General features: G+C 58.5%; 9 protein-coding genes and 1 pseudogene. 7 read left to right on the top strand and 3 right to left on the bottom strand.

The genetic code is table 11. From position 1 onward, the window contains the following. The 4 genes and pseudogenes from TU74_RS24940 to TU74_RS23170 form a co-directional block, all read left to right on the top strand. A pseudogene (locus TU74_RS24940) lies at window positions 1–458 on the top strand (type VI secretion system tip protein VgrG); the annotation flags it as partial. Further along, window positions 445–1,329 (top strand): DUF4123 domain-containing protein, encoded by an 885-nt coding sequence (locus tag TU74_RS16145; RefSeq protein WP_053070027.1) that lies wholly within the window; start codon window positions 445–447, stop codon window positions 1,327–1,329. The pseudogene TU74_RS24940 and the gene TU74_RS16145, both read left to right, overlap by 14 nt. Before the next feature lie 228 nt (window positions 1,330–1,557). Beyond that, the gene (locus tag TU74_RS23175) at window positions 1,558–2,598 is read left to right on the top strand and encodes a hypothetical protein (RefSeq protein WP_053070026.1); all 1,041 of its coding nucleotides are present in this window, start codon (window positions 1,558–1,560) and stop codon (window positions 2,596–2,598) included. Window positions 2,599–2,684: 86 nt separating this feature from the next. Then, window positions 2,685–3,269: a hypothetical protein gene (locus TU74_RS23170; protein WP_139048367.1), complete on the top strand. Its 585-nt coding sequence runs from the start codon at window positions 2,685–2,687 to the stop codon at window positions 3,267–3,269. Between the two features lie 88 nt (window positions 3,270–3,357). On the opposite strand, the gene putA is transcribed toward TU74_RS23170, so the two are convergent. After that, on the bottom strand, window positions 3,358–7,311 hold the full coding sequence (putA, locus tag TU74_RS16130; RefSeq protein ID WP_047291529.1) for a trifunctional transcriptional regulator/proline dehydrogenase/L-glutamate gamma-semialdehyde dehydrogenase: 3,954 nt from the start codon (window positions 7,309–7,311) through the stop codon (window positions 3,358–3,360). Window positions 7,312–7,769: 458 nt separating this feature from the next. Between putA and putP the strand changes: the two genes are divergently transcribed. From putP to TU74_RS16115, 3 genes are all read left to right on the top strand, one after another. Continuing rightward, entirely contained in the window at window positions 7,770–9,257 is a 1,488-nt protein-coding gene (putP, locus tag TU74_RS16125) for a sodium/proline symporter PutP (RefSeq protein ID WP_047291531.1), read from the top strand. Between the two features lie 220 nt (window positions 9,258–9,477). Continuing rightward, window positions 9,478–9,819, top strand: coding sequence for a hypothetical protein (locus TU74_RS16120; protein WP_048377079.1), 342 nt, complete (start codon window positions 9,478–9,480; stop codon window positions 9,817–9,819). An 89-nt stretch (window positions 9,820–9,908) separates the two neighbouring features. Next, window positions 9,909–10,745, top strand: coding sequence for a 23S rRNA (adenine(2030)-N(6))-methyltransferase RlmJ (locus TU74_RS16115; protein WP_047291535.1), 837 nt, complete (start codon window positions 9,909–9,911; stop codon window positions 10,743–10,745). A gap of 178 nt (window positions 10,746–10,923) precedes the next feature. Here the strand turns inward: TU74_RS16115 and msrA are convergent, their stop codons facing one another. Then, complete coding sequence (gene msrA, locus TU74_RS16110; protein ID WP_048377078.1) at window positions 10,924–11,574, bottom strand: peptide-methionine (S)-S-oxide reductase MsrA; 651 nt, start codon at window positions 11,572–11,574, stop codon at window positions 10,924–10,926. A gap of 67 nt (window positions 11,575–11,641) precedes the next feature. Then, complete coding sequence (locus tag TU74_RS16105; protein ID WP_048377077.1) at window positions 11,642–14,335, bottom strand: putative bifunctional diguanylate cyclase/phosphodiesterase; 2,694 nt, start codon at window positions 14,333–14,335, stop codon at window positions 11,642–11,644. Window positions 14,336–14,447 lie beyond the last annotated feature (112 nt).

The following is a 14,447-nucleotide window of genomic DNA, read 5'->3' as shown; positions in this document are numbered from 1 at the left end:
GCAACAGCATCAGCGTGCTCCAGGCCGAAGAACAGCGCACCGTCAGCGCGGACCGCAAAGTGCAGATCCTGGGCAGCGATCATCTGCACATTGCAACCAGCGCCCATACCCGTGCCGGACAGAGCGTGCTGGCCGAAGCCGGGCAGGAAATCCACCTCAAGGCGGGCGCCATGGTGGTGCTGGAAGCGGGCGCAGCGCTGACGCTGAAGGCGGGCGGGCAGCATATCGTCATCAGTGCGGCGGGGATTTATTGCAGTTCGCCCATCCAACTGGGAGGCGTGCCAATACCGGGCACGCCGGCGATGCCGTTAACACCGGGCGCGGTGGAAGTCTTGCACAGTGTTGAGCTGGACCCGGCGACCCAGATACAGGCGTTGAACCTCAAGGCACCGGCGTGTCCGCAGTGCGAAACCTTGAAAAAGACCGTTGCAGTGGGAGGCGCTCATGCTGACGCCTGACGCCTTGCCTCGCGACCTGCCTTGGCAGCGCAATGCCTATTTGTTTCTGGACGGTATCAGTGTGAGCAACCTACGCGTCCGGTTGCACGAGTGGTTCGACGCGCCGGATTTCCAGCTGTTGTATGCCAACACACCGCTGGCGTCCTGCAATGCCGTTTCTCCCTGCCTGGTTACGCTCAACGGCCTGCAAACGTCGGGCTTGCAGCCTTATTTCAAGCAGATTGCTGAAGAATGGGGCTACCTGATTTTCAGCCAGGCCAGCGCCTATGAGGTCATCTGTCATTTGCGCGCGCTGCTCAATGCGCAGTACCCGCAAGGGCCGAATGTCTGGTTGCGGGTGGCTGACCCCGCCGTGATGCACGCCTTGCTCACCCATGCCGCCAGCGCGCACACGCCACACATGTTCGGCCCGATGGAGCAGGTGGTGCTGCCGGATGTGGTCAGCGATGCGTGGCACCACCATGTGCGCAACGGTGATCTGCCTCAGCCCTTGGGGCCTCAACCGTATGCGCTGTGTGATCGCCAGGTGGCCTTGCTTGATGAGGTTCGTCTGCGGTCTACCTGGATCAACCTGCATCAGCACGTGCGTGGAACATTCCCGCATGCGCCGATCGGTCAGGACGCGCCAGCGCGCTGGGCGTGGATTCGCCAAATCACCGAGGAGGCGTATGGGTTGGGATTCAGCAGTGAACACGACATCTGCCTGTACGCCAACGTGCAAGTGTTATTAGGGCATGACGGGGTGACACAGCATCCCGACATCGTCGAATTGCTGACCCGACCGTCCTCGCTCACGCCTGCCCAGCGCATTACACACGCCGCCGAACTGGCGCTCTCTCGCAGCCACTGCGTTGAGGACCTCACGGCATGAGCGCAGGGCGAGATAAAGCCCATACCCTTGGTGCTGGCAGGCCTATGTCCCCTGTTGGGTGAAGGCGACAGTGCATCCCGAGATTAAACAACAAGGGTTCAAACAGGCGGCGAAGGCGCTGGAGGTTGATGGGGTAGAGAGCCAAGTCGCAGGGTTAACCCTCCGGTTTGGAGTACGGGCTCGTCATGACGTGAGGGCCTGCGGCAGCAGTCAAAAAGGGTGATTTAAATGAATGAAGATCGATATGAGCACACACCGCGCGCGGGCGACCATGCTAAAGCCGCTGATTGTGAAATGTTGTTTCTAGCGCCCCAGCCGGTTCCAACGGGGTTTACGCCCTTTAGTATTCAGAAGATAAATCGACACACGAGTGATGTGTTTATAGATGTGGGACCTGGCGTCCGTAATTTCGAGTTTGAGTTTCGACTGGCTGCGGGATTCTTAGTGAGTGTGGCTTTAATTTTTACGATTTTGAATGTGATTATTTCTTTAGGCGCTTACGCCCAAGGGCATGATTTCAGGCGTGTGCTGATCGATAACGTTAACAATGCCTATGTGCTGGGGGGTGCAGGGTTCCTGTTGATCGCCGTTGGGATGTTTCTCTATAAGTGGGTCAAACGCGATATGACTCATCCCTGCATGCGTTTTAATCGCCAGCGCCGCGAAGTGGCGTATGCGCCCAAACACGGCCAGCCGCCGTTTATCGTGCCGTGGGAGGAAGTGGTTGCGGGGGTTACGCTCAGCCGGACTGTCAATGAGCACGTAAAGGTGACTGCTTCGTTGATGATCGGATTGCATGACCGCGCCAGTGGCGCCCTGCAATGGATGAGCATTCCCAGGGATAACCTGAAACTGGCGATCAGCGAGTGGGAAGCACTTCGGGTTTATATGGAAGAAGGGCAGCTGCGGGGGATGCGGGACACGTTGTTGACGGATGAAGCATGCACCCCCGGCACTGTTGCCCACTTCCATCAGTGCCGCCGGGTATACCGCGACACCCACTCGGCGCTGGCGTACTGCTTTGGATTTTTGATGGTTCAGTGGTGTAGCGGCTGGACCTTGCCCTGCCGACTGGCTCAATGGCTAAAAACGCGGCCCAAGGCGACGTTTCCGAAGTCCATTGTTGAATGGTCGACATCACTCCCACCGAAACACCATGCCAAGCCCAGCGCCGAGTTGCTGCAAAAAAGTGCGCAGGTGCACGAGGCCTATGGCAAGGGCATAAACGTGCTGGGGTATTTCAATATTGAAGTCCCGGATCGGGTTTGATTAACGACTGAGTCGTTCATATGGTTGAGATTTGTCCTGCATAAAACTCGGAACAGGATGATGTTTCGGCGCTGTGGAAGGGAGCAATGTCGCCGCTTTCATTCGTCTGGAACTCCCCTATGACACAGGACACAGCACTCGCGGGCGTTAAGCCCGCCGAGTTTCATGTGATGTCGATCAAAAAGTTCATCTTCATGTACGCCATCACCATGGGGTGGTACTTGATAATTTGGTTCTATTTGCAGTGGAGGCAGTACAAGCGTTCGACCGGCGTTAATGTGTGGCCTGCCTTCAGAAGTGGTATCGGTTTGTTGTATGTTTTTTCACTCTTCAGCAAAGTGCAGCGCGCACTCGTTGAGTCCGGTCGCGACTATGAGTGGTTTCCGACCGCCCGCGCCATCGTGCTGTTTACCGCTTGGATCGTCTCGAACGCCACCCTGTTGATGGAGCCGGAACCCGTCCTGTTTGTGCTTCACGCAGGGGTGTTGGCGCTCTGCTGCTGGGGACTGGCAGGGGCTCAGAAGGCGATTAATTTTCTGCACAACGACCTTCAAGGCAAACAGAACCAGGCACTGAGTCTTGGCGAAAGCGTGTGCGCAGTCGGTGGGGGCGTTATGTGGGTGTTGTTGATCGTGACGTCGTCACTTGTGATTGACATGCCCATTGAATAAACGCGCCTGCGGGATTGATTGTTCGCAGGCCATAAAAAACCGGGCACCTTCACAGGTGCCCGGTTTTTTTCAGCTGACGGTTACGGCATCAACCGATGGTCATCAAGCTGGCGTTACCCCCCGCTGCAGCGGTGTTGACGCTCAGAGCGCGCTCGATCACCAGGCGTTCCAGTGCGATGTTGGTTTCGCCTTGGGACAGACCTTGCACGCCGACGATAGCGCCCGCACGTTTGGCCACTTGCTGGCACACATCGCGCAATTGGTCGCAGTCGCCATGGTGCAGCACGGCATCGAACACCACCTCGTCCTTGGTCCAGTCAGCGACCTGTTTGATGCGTGCCTGTACTTCTTTGGGCAGGCGGGTCAGCAAGGCTTTGGCCAATTCGCTGTCCGGCACGACCGCCGAGCTGCCCACGGCCAGAACGCCAGCCAGTTGAGTCAGCAGGTCGCTTTCAGTGTCGGCCAGGCACAGCACGTGTTCGCGCGGCAGGATGGCGTAGCTGTTGCGCTCGCCCGTCGGGCCATTCAGCAGGCGGGTAATACCGCTTTGCGAATGGGCGGCGAACTCGCTGCACAGTTCGGCCAAGGCCGCTTGCTGATTGTTTTGTGCCCAGCTTTGCAGCGCTTTGAGGGGTTTGCTCAAGGCTTCGCGGGCCTGGGTGTCTGGCGCGCTGATGGCGTCAACTTTCGCGAACGATTGCTCAATGGCATCGGCCGGACGGGTCGACAGCAGGCGGAACAGGTACAACGGGCCACCGGCTTTCGGGCCAGTGCCTGACAGGCCTTCACCACCGAACGGTTGCACGCCGACCACGGCGCCGACGATGTTGCGGTTCACGTAGACGTTGCCCGCATTGACGCTGTTGACCACTTTGGCGATGGTCTCGTCGATGCGCGTGTGTACACCCAGCGTGAGGCCGTAGCCCGACGCGTTGATTTGCGCGATCAGGTTGTCGAGGTCTTTGCGCTTGTAGCGAACCACGTGCAACACCGGGCCGAAGATTTCGCGCTCCAGCTCGTCAAAGCTTTCGAGTTCAATCAGGGTCGGCATGACGAAGGTGCCACGCTTGCACTCTTCGATGTCGGCAATGGCCATCTGGTACACGTTGCGACCCTTGTCGCGCATGCCCTGGATGTGTTTTTCGATGCCGGCTTTGGCTTCGGCGTCGATCACCGGGCCAATGTCCACGCACAGGCGCTCAGGGTTGCCCATGCGCGATTCGGCCATGGCACCTTTGAGCATTTCGATGACGCGATCAGCCGAATCTTCCTGCAAGCACAAGACACGCAGCGCCGAACAACGCTGACCGGCACTGTCGAAGGCCGAGGACACCACGTCGATGACCACTTGTTCGGTCAGCGCCGAGGAGTCGACGATCATGGCGTTCTGGCCACCCGTTTCAGCGATCAGCGGGATTGGACGGCCTTGGGCATCCAGACGGCCCGCGATGTTGCGTTGCAGCAGACGGGCGACTTCGGTGGAGCCGGTGAACATCACGCCTTTGACGCGATCGTCGCCGACCAGACGGGCACCCACGGTTTCGCCACGGCCCGGCAGCAGTTGCAAGACGCCTTCCGGGATACCGGCTTCCAGCAGGATGCGCACTGCTTGTGCCGCCACCAGCGGCGTTTGCTCGGCAGGTTTGGCGAGTACCGGGTTACCGGCAGCCAGCGCGGCAGCCACTTGACCGCTGAAAATGGCTAGCGGGAAGTTCCACGGGCTGATGCACACCACTGGGCCCAGTGGGCGGTGGGCATCATTGGTCAGGTCGTTGCGTGCCTGTACGGCGTAGTAGCGCAAGAAGTCGACGGCTTCGCGGACTTCAGCGATGGCGTTGGCGTAGGTCTTGCCCGCCTCACGTGCCAACAGGCCCATGAGTGGCTGGATCTCGGCTTCCATCAAGTCAGCAGCACGTTCCAGAATGGCCGCGCGTTCGGCGGGCGGGGTGGCCTGCCAGATCGGCGCAACGTTCAGGGCGCACTGGATCGCGTTATCGGCGTCTTCAACCGTGGCTTCCTGCACGTGGCCAACCACGTCACGCAGATCGGACGGGTTGAGCACAGGGGCCGGGGTTTCAGTGCTGGACGCGCAACCGAGCATCGGCGCGGCTTTCCAGTCATTGTGTGCAGTGGCCAGCAAGGCGCAGGACAGCGACGCCAGGCGGTGTTCGTTGGCCATGTCGATGCCGCTGGAGTTGGCGCGTTCGCTGCCATACAGGTCGCGCGGCAACGGGATGCGCGGATGTGGCAAGCCGAAGCCACCTTCCTGCGCAGCCATTTGCTCGATCTGCGCGATCGGGTCGGCCACCAGCTCCTGAATCGAAATGCTGTGGTCGGCAATGCGGTTCACGAACGAGGTGTTAGCGCCGTTTTCCAACAGACGACGCACCAGATACGCCAGCAATGTTTCGTGGGTGCCGACCGGTGCGTACACGCGGCAAGGACGGTTCAGCTTGCCTTCGGAGACTTTGCCCACCACTTGCTCGTACAGCGGTTCGCCCATGCCGTGCAGGCATTGGAACTCGTACTGTCCGGGGTAATAGTTCTGACCCGCGATGTGGTAAATGGCCGACAGTGTCTGGGCGTTGTGGGTTGCGAATTGCGGGTAGATGGCTTCTGGCACGGCCAGTAGTTTTTTCGCGCAGGCAAGGTACGACACGTCGGTGTACACCTTGCGCGTGTAGACCGGATAGCCTTCCAGGCCTTCCACTTGGGCGCGTTTGATTTCGCTGTCCCAGTAGGCGCCTTTTACCAGGCGGATCATCAGGCGATGACGGCTGCGGCGTGCCAGATCGATGACGTAGTCGATCACGTACGGGCAGCGCTTCTGGTAAGCCTGAATCACGAAGCCGATGCCGTTCCAGCCCGCCAGTTGTGGTTCGAAGCACAGACGCTCCAGCAGATCGAGCGACAGCTCAAGGCGATCGGCTTCTTCGGCGTCGATGTTCAGGCCGATGTCATATTGCTTGGCCAACAAGGTCAGCGACAGCAGGCGCGGGTACAGCTCGTCCATCACACGCTCGTACTGGGCGCGGCTGTAACGCGGGTGCAGGGCCGACAGCTTGATCGAAATGCCAGGGCCTTCATAAATGCCGCGGCCATTCGACGCTTTGCCGATGGAGTGGATCGCCTGCTCGTAGGACGCGAGGTATTTTTGCGCGTCAAGCTCGGTGAGTGCTGCCTCACCCAGCATGTCGTAGGAATAACGGAAGCCTTTGGCCTCAAAGCGCGTGGCGTTGGCCAGGGCTTCAGCGATGGTTTCGCCGGTTACAAACTGTTCGCCCATCAGGCGCATGGCCATGTCGACGCCCTTACGGATCATCGGCTCGCCGCTTTTACCAATGATGCGGCTCAGGGAGGAGGTCAGGCCTGCTTCGTTGTGGGTCGAGACCAGTTTGCCGGTCAGCAACAGGCCCCAGGTCGCGGCGTTGACGAACAGCGACGGGCTGTTGCCCAAGTGCGGGTGCCAGTTGCCGGTGCTGATCTTGTCGCGAATCAGCGCGTCGCGGGTGCCTTTGTCCGGGATGCGCAGCAGCGCTTCGGCCAGGCACATCAGGGCCACGCCTTCCTGAGACGACAGGGAGAATTCTTGCAGCAGGCCTTGAACGATGCCTGCACGGCCACCGGCGCTCTTCTGATTGCGCAGTTTTTCGGCAATCGAGGCCGCCAGGGTTTGCGTGGCTTCGGACATCGGCGCAGGCAGACGGGCCTGCTCGATCAGCATCGGCACCACCTCAGGTTCCGGGCGACGATACGCCGAGGTGATCGCGGCGCGCAGTACGGACTGTGGCAGGATGCTTTCTGCGAACTCCAGGAAGCACTGGTGCGCGTGATCGGTTTGCACGTCGTCGGCGTCATCGCTGGCCGCGCCAGGGATACCGCTCAACTCGGTCAGGGTTGCACCACCCTCGAGTTTTTCCAGGTAATTGAAGATTGCCTGCTTGATCAGCCAGTGGGGCGTGCGATCAATCGAAGTCGCGGCGGCCTTCAGGCGCTCGCGGGTCGGGTCATCAAGTTTGACCCCAAGGGTGGTGGTAGCCATATTTTTATCCTCATGGGTGCCGCATTTGCGCGGCAGCAGCTGGCGGCAAGATTAGCTCCGCGCACAACGAGGTGCAACCTAGTGCAACCCGTTTTTTTGAGGATTGTTCGACACTTCGTCAGGAATTTTCCTTGGCTGGATTTTTTTGCACAGCGTTGGTGCTTTTTCTTTGCTTATGTGCGGTTCTTGCTCCGAAAAGGAGCAAAAAAACCGAATTGAGATGAAAAGGCGACAAGGTGCAACTTGTCAGACAAAAACTGGTTGCACCTGATTTGCTTTGTTGCATAGCATTCGCCGCTAAGGTGCAACCGCTTCACTGTTTGGTTCATCGGCTGATGATTTTCCTGGGGAAACGTCAGTTATAAATGCGCGGCTATGTTCTTCGTCTCAAACAGGACGTTTGTGAGCGTCCCACCAGACCGCTGCTAAACATAAAAACAATGCCAGGGCTTAATTCAATGAGTGTTAGTAACCCAACCCTGATCACGTTCGTGATCTATATCGTGGCAATGGTGCTGATTGGCTTCATGGCCTATCGCTCCACCAATAACCTGTCTGATTACATTCTTGGCGGCCGTAGTTTGGGTAGCGTTGTGACGGCATTGTCCGCTGGCGCCTCCGACATGAGCGGCTGGTTGTTGATGGGTTTACCGGGTGCGATTTATGTTTCCGGCCTGTCGGAAAGCTGGATTGCCATCGGTCTGGTGACCGGGGCCTACCTGAACTGGCTGTTTGTGGCAGGTCGCCTGCGGGTACAGACCGAGCACAACGGCGATGCACTGACCCTTCCGGATTACTTCGCCAGCCGTTTTGAAGACAAGAGCGGCCTGCTGCGGATCATCTCTGCCATCGTGATTCTGGTGTTCTTCACCATCTACTGTGCTTCCGGCATCGTGGCCGGTGCCCGCCTGTTCGAAAGCACCTTCGGCATGCCGTACGAAACCGCACTGTGGGCGGGCGCTGCAGCGACCATCGCCTACACCTTCGTCGGCGGTTTCCTAGCGGTCAGCTGGACGGACACCGTTCAGGCCACCCTGATGATTTTCGCGTTGATCCTGACGCCCATCATTGTGCTGTTGGCGACCGGCGGCGTGGATACCACCTTCCTGGCGATCGAAGCGCAAGACCCAAGCAACTTCGACATGCTCAAAGGCACGACCTTCATCGGCATCATCTCGCTGATGGGCTGGGGTCTGGGTTACTTCGGCCAGCCGCACATTCTGGCGCGCTTCATGGCTGCCGACTCCGTGAAATCGATCGCCAAGGCGCGTCGCATTTCCATGGCCTGGATGATCCTGTGCCTGGCCGGTACGGTTGCCGTGGGCTTCTTCGGTATCGCTTACTTCTCGGCACACCCTGAAGTGGCTGGTCCCGTGACCGAAAACCCTGAGCGTGTATTCATTGAGCTGGCCAAGTTGCTGTTCAACCCATGGATTGCTGGTGTGTTGCTGTCGGCTATTCTGGCTGCCGTGATGAGCACCTTGAGCTGCCAGTTGCTGGTATGTTCCAGCGCCCTGACCGAAGACTTCTATAAAGCCTTCCTGCGCAAAAATGCTTCGCAGAAAGAACTGGTGTGGGTCGGTCGCGCCATGGTGCTGGTGGTTGCGTTGATCGCCATCTTACTGGCGGCCAACCCTGACAACCGCGTTCTGGGCCTGGTGAGCTACGCATGGGCAGGCTTCGGTGCCGCGTTCGGCCCCGTGGTTCTGATCTCTGTGCTGTGGAAAGGCATGACCCGTAACGGCGCATTGGCCGGTATTGTGGTCGGCGCTGTCACGGTTATCGTGTGGAAGCACTTCGAATTGTTGGGCCTGTACGAGATCATCCCGGGCTTCATCTTCGCCAGCATCGCCATTCTGGCGGTCAGCTCCATGGGCAAAGGCCCAAGCAGCAAGATGATTGAGCGCTTTGATGCTGCCGAGAAAGACTTCAAGCTGAACCAATAAGTCCATCGAGCTTTTGCTCAAGTGTCGACACCTGAAAAACCGCCTCTCTGGAGGCGGTTTTTTTTGCAGTGGGCTTTGCGGATAAGGCGCACAGACCGGCTTGCCGTATGAAAAATCCGGGTGACTGCCGGGAAGCGTCTGAGACTGTTTTTGCCCGAATGATCTCGACTAGCCTCTCATCAGCGCTCGCTTTTGAGCGCCTTCATTCAGGAGTTAGCAGATGAGCACTAAAGTACTTCGCGGTGATATTTCACTTCATAAAATACCGTTTCAGTTTCAACGCCATTACGTTTGGACGATCCAGCTATTTATTCTCCAGGCTGACGGTGTTCGAAAGCAGATTGGTTTTATCAGTGAGCCCACCTCCATCAGGGAACCGTGGGATTTTGCGTTTCATTTCGACGATGACCATGTCCCTGAAAGCGTTGCACACTACGTCATTCGCGTAGAGGTGCTCGATGGAAGTGCGCTGGTTGCAGATGCGGATCACAGTTTCTCGGCTGCCTGGCAAAACGATGCCCCAAGCACGCAACATCTGGTGCTGGAGCCTCAGGCGATTTGACCTGCTAAACCGTCTGGCACTGTATTGGGCATAACGCCTGACGGTAGGGGCTGCACAGGGTAAACTTCGCCCCCTGCGCAGGAGCAACCATGAACTATCGTCACGCCTTCCACGCCGGCAACCATGCTGACGTCCTTAAACATATTGTTTTGACCCGCCTCATCGCCTTGATGTCGCGTAAAGAGCAGCCCTTTGCCTACCTGGATACCCACGCGGGCATTGGTTTGTACGACCTTCAAGGGGATCAGGCCACTCGCACCGGCGAGTACCTGGAGGGCATTGCACGCCTGTGGGGGCAGAAAGACTTGCCCGCCGTGACAGCGGATTACATGCACGTGCTGCACAAGATGAACCCGGACGGTGAGTTGCGTTACTACCCGGGTTCGCCTGAATTGGCGCGGCGTTTGACCCGCTCTCAGGACCGCGTGTTATTGAACGAGAAACACCCGCAAGATGGTGTGTTGCTCAAAGACAACATGAAGGGCGATCGCCGCGTTGCGGTGCATTTGGGTGAAGGCTGGCACGTGCCGCGTGCGCTGCTGCCCGTGGCCGAAAAGCGCGGACTGATGCTGATTGATCCGCCGTTTGAAAAGCTCGACGAAATGAAACGCTGCGCAGAGTCGCTCAAAGATGCCATCAGTCGGATGCGTCAGACCGTTGTCGCGATCTGGTACCCGATCAAGGACAAGCGTCAGCTGCGTCGTTTTTATCAGGACCTGGCGGGTTCAGGCGCGCCGAAGCTCTTGCAGGTGGAGTTGTTTGTCCACCCGCTCGACACGCCCAATAGCCTCAATGGCTCGGGCTTGGCGATTGCCAACCCGCCTTGGGGTCTGGAAGAAGAGCTGCGCGAGCTGTTGCCGTGGTTGGCCAAAAAACTGGGGCAAACCCAGGGCGGCTGGCAGATGGAATGGTTGATCGCGGAATAAGGCATTGCCATCACACCCTGACGGCCAGGGCGGTGTGTTGTGGGTGGGCGCAGTCGGCGGCGGTATCGAATCACAGCCTCACGTAGCGTGGCAGCGACCACAGGGTGACGGGTTTCTGTAGTCGGTGACGCGCTGCGTGATACTGCGACGGGTGTGACACGGTTAACGCGTTATGGCGTTAAATCGGGCAGGTCACGCCTGTGCCGCCAATCCCGCAATAACCCTCAGGGTTTTTGGCCAGGTATTGCTGGTGATAAGCCTCGGCAAAGTACACCGTCGGGGCCTCATCGATTTCAGTGGTGATGGTGCCTTTACCTGCTTTGGTCAGTTCGGCCTGGTAGGCCTCTTTGCTGGCCTTGGCGACTGCGAGTTGTTCAAGCGTGGTGCAATAGATCACCGAACGGTATTGGGTGCCGATGTCGTTGCCCTGGCGCATGCCCTGAGTCGGGTCGTGCAGCTCCCAGAACATTTTCAGCAGTGCTTCATAGCTGACCTTGTCCTGATCGTAGACCACCAGCACGACTTCAGTGTGGCCAGTCAGGCCCGAGCACACTTCTTCGTACGTCGGGTTGGGGGTCGAGCCGCCCGCATAGCCCACGACGGTGCTGACCACGCCATCTTTTTGCCAGAACTTGCGTTCCGCGCCCCAGAAACAACCCAGGCCGAAAATGGCAAAGCCGACATTGCCAATAAAAGGGCCCAGCAGCGGGGTGTTTTCGAACACGAAATGCTTTTCGGGCAGCACCATAGGCGTTTCACGGCCCGGCAGGGCTTGTTCAGGGGTAGGTAGCACGTTTTTATTCACCAGGATTTCCGAGCGCAAGACCATGTTTCAAGCCCTCTCAGTCAGTTTGTAAAAATGTAGACCGCCAGTGTGCCCGAGTGTTGCGGCGCTGTCAGTCCAGAGGGCCACGCGGGTAGCGTTTGAGTTTTTCCACCAGTTCGCTGCCAGGAATCGGTCGGTCAAACAGGTAGCCCTGGCCCACATCGCAGCGATGGCGGCGCAAGAAGGCCAGTTGCTCGGCGGTTTCAATGCCCTCGGCCACGACTTTGAGCTTGAGGTTGTGCGCCATGGCGATCACAGCTGAGGTGATTTCCATGTCGTCCTGGTTGTCCGGGATCTCATTGATGAAGCTGCGATCGATCTTGATGATGTCGATCGGGAATTTCTTCAAGTAGCTGAGCGATGAGTAGCCCGTACCGAAATCGTCCATGGCCAGGGTCAGGCCCAGTTTTTTCAGTTGGTCGAGCTGCAGGTGAGTGTCTTCGGTGGCTTCGAGCAGCAGGCCTTCGGTCAGTTCCAGCTCCAGCAAACGCGCGGGCAGTTGTTCTTCCTTGAGGATGCTGGCAATCGAGGCAACCAGGTCGGGGTCGGAAAACTGCTTGGGCGACAGGTTAATGGCGACTTGCAGGTTGCCCAGGCCTTCGGCGCTCAACTGCTTGCTCATGCGGCAGGCCTGACGTGCAATCCACTTGCCGATAGGGATGATCAGGCCGGTTTCTTCGGCCACGCTGATGAACTGGTCAGGGCGGATCATGCCGCGCTCCGGGTGGTTCCAGCGCAGCAACGCTTCCATCCCCAGCAACCGGCCTGTGCGCAGGCACAGTTTGGGCTGGTAAAAGACGTCAAGCTCGTTTTGGGTCAGGGCGCGGCGCAGGTTGTTTTCGACGAACAGCTTGTAGCTGGCTTCGGCGTTCAGCGCTTCGGTAAACACCTGAACCTGATGTTTGCCATTGGCTTTGGCTTTGTGCAGGGCAAGGCCTGCGTTACGCATCAAGGTTTGCGGGTCGCGGCCGTGCAGCGGTGCGCTGGCCACGCCTACCGAGCCGGTCACGCTGATTAACTGGTTGTCGACGAACATGGGTTTGTCGAGGGTCATCAACAACTGGCAGGCCATCTGCTGGCCGGCTTCAAGGTCCGTGTCGTCGAGCAACACCGCGAACTCATTACTGGCAAACCGCGCCAGACTGCCGCTAGGGCTCAGGCTATTGCGCAGGCGGCGTGCGAGGCTGATCAGCAGTTTGTCGCCGGTCTGGTGACCGAGGCTGTCGTTGATGCGTTTGAAATTGTCGATGTCCACCAGCAGCAGGCAAAGCGGGGCGTCATCGTGACGGTTGAAGCGTTCATCAAGGTTGCGAATGAAGGCGGGGCGATTGCCCAGATTCGTCAGGTTGTCGGTATAGGCCAGGCGCTCGATGCGCTGTTGGGCCAGTTTGGACTCGGTAATGTCTTCATAAATACCGATGTAATGCGTCAACTCGCGGTTGTCGCCGTAGACCTTGGAAATCGACAGTTGCCCCCAGTAGGGTTCCAGGTTTTTACGTCGGCTTTTGAATTCGCCTTGCCAACTGTTGCTTTTGCTCAGGCTTGATTGCGCGTCGAACAGCAGTTCGCTGAGGTTCTCCAGCGCGGGCAGCTCGGACAGTTTGTGACCCTGCACTTCTTCGGTGCTGTATTGGGTGATGGCTGTAAAACTGGGGTTTACGTACTCCACCACGCCATCGCAATTGACCAGCAAGAAGGCATTTGCGCTTTGTTCCACGGCCCGCTGGAACAGATGCAGCGCATTGGTGGCCGTGCGCCGGTTGTGGTTGTTGATGACCTGCGCGAACTGGTCGGCCAGCTCTCCGGCAAAGGCTATTTCATCGGCCTGCCACACGCGGGTGCTACCTGTTTGCTCAAGGCATAGCACGCCCACCACCTGACCATCGATGCGGATACTGGCGTCGAGCATGGCGTTAACATCGCTCCGGCTGAGGCTGGCAGCCAGTTCGCGGGTGCGTGGGTCACAGGTGGCGTTTTGCGCGTCAATCGAGCGGCTGGTGTGCAGGGCTTCGAGGTAATCCGGGAAGTCGCTGGCATCGAAAATATCGTGGGCGACGTAGGCATTACTTTCGCGCTCGTAAGCGGAAATAGGCAGCAGGCGGTTGCCTTCGAGGTTCCACAGGCTGGCGCCGTCGATTTGATAGATGTCGCAGGCGCTGCGGGTGATCAGCTCCGCGGCTTCTTGCAGGGAGTTGTTCTGGCTATAACGATGGCGGGCCAGGCGCAGAATCAAGTCTTGCTGGGCGCGGACACGCTCCAGGTGCTGAAGTTGCTCTTGCTGGGCGCGCTGGTTGAGTTCAAGGGCAATCTGCAAGCGGGAGTTCTGGGTTTCGAGATCATCCAGCGGCACCGGGGGCGCGCTGTTGACGGCCGACTCAACCACCAGCAGGTAGCCACGTAACAGGTGCCGATTATGTTGTTTGTAGGCTTCGCCCAGTTCCATCAGGCTCAGCGCGCCCAAGGAGGTGTGCAGGGTGTAATGCACCACGTAATACGGGTTGACCCCCAACTGGAGTTGGATTGCGTCGTGCAACCGGTAGCGTGCTTGCGGTTCCATCAGGCTGGCATAAGGCGACCCCAGCAACGAACACAGCTCCACGGCCGGCAAGCCGAATTGGCGCTCGCAATTAGGGTCCAGGTAAAGCAGTGCCCAGCTGGCGTCATTAAGCCGCTCGAAACGCAGCATCCCGAGCCGGGAAGGCACAGGTAACTGCGTGACGACCTCGGCTGCCGCTCGCGGGACAGCATCGGGTTGGCTTTTCATCGGGAAACTCGCTTCACAAATGCTGTTTACGCATGGGCTGGCGCCTGTTACTGCGGTTTGAGCAAGGTTGCATCATGCTCACTGCGCTGACAAGTGAGCATGCAGGCTAAGT

Source organism: Pseudomonas lundensis (assembly GCF_001042985.1).
GTDB lineage: Bacteria > Pseudomonadota > Gammaproteobacteria > Pseudomonadales > Pseudomonadaceae > Aquipseudomonas > Aquipseudomonas lundensis.
This window is presented reverse-complemented; position numbering and strand designations above follow the sequence as displayed.

Excerpts from the sequence above, each read along its gene's own strand:
- TU74_RS16145 (WP_053070027.1), top strand. The coding sequence starts at position 445 with ATGCTGACGCCTGACGCCTTGCCTCGCGACCTGCCTTGGCAGCGCAAT.
- TU74_RS23175 (WP_053070026.1), top strand. The coding sequence starts at position 1,558 with ATGAATGAAGATCGATATGAGCACACACCGCGCGCGGGCGACCATGCT.
- TU74_RS23170 (WP_139048367.1), top strand. The coding sequence starts at position 2,685 with ATGTCGCCGCTTTCATTCGTCTGGAACTCCCCTATGACACAGGACACA.
- putA (WP_047291529.1), bottom strand. The coding sequence starts at position 7,311 with ATGGCTACCACCACCCTTGGGGTCAAACTTGATGACCCGACCCGCGAG.
- putP (WP_047291531.1), top strand. The coding sequence starts at position 7,770 with ATGAGTGTTAGTAACCCAACCCTGATCACGTTCGTGATCTATATCGTG.
- TU74_RS16120 (WP_048377079.1), top strand. The coding sequence starts at position 9,478 with ATGAGCACTAAAGTACTTCGCGGTGATATTTCACTTCATAAAATACCG.
- TU74_RS16115 (WP_047291535.1), top strand. The coding sequence starts at position 9,909 with ATGAACTATCGTCACGCCTTCCACGCCGGCAACCATGCTGACGTCCTT.
- msrA (WP_048377078.1), bottom strand. The coding sequence starts at position 11,574 with ATGGTCTTGCGCTCGGAAATCCTGGTGAATAAAAACGTGCTACCTACC.
- TU74_RS16105 (WP_048377077.1), bottom strand. The coding sequence starts at position 14,335 with ATGAAAAGCCAACCCGATGCTGTCCCGCGAGCGGCAGCCGAGGTCGTC.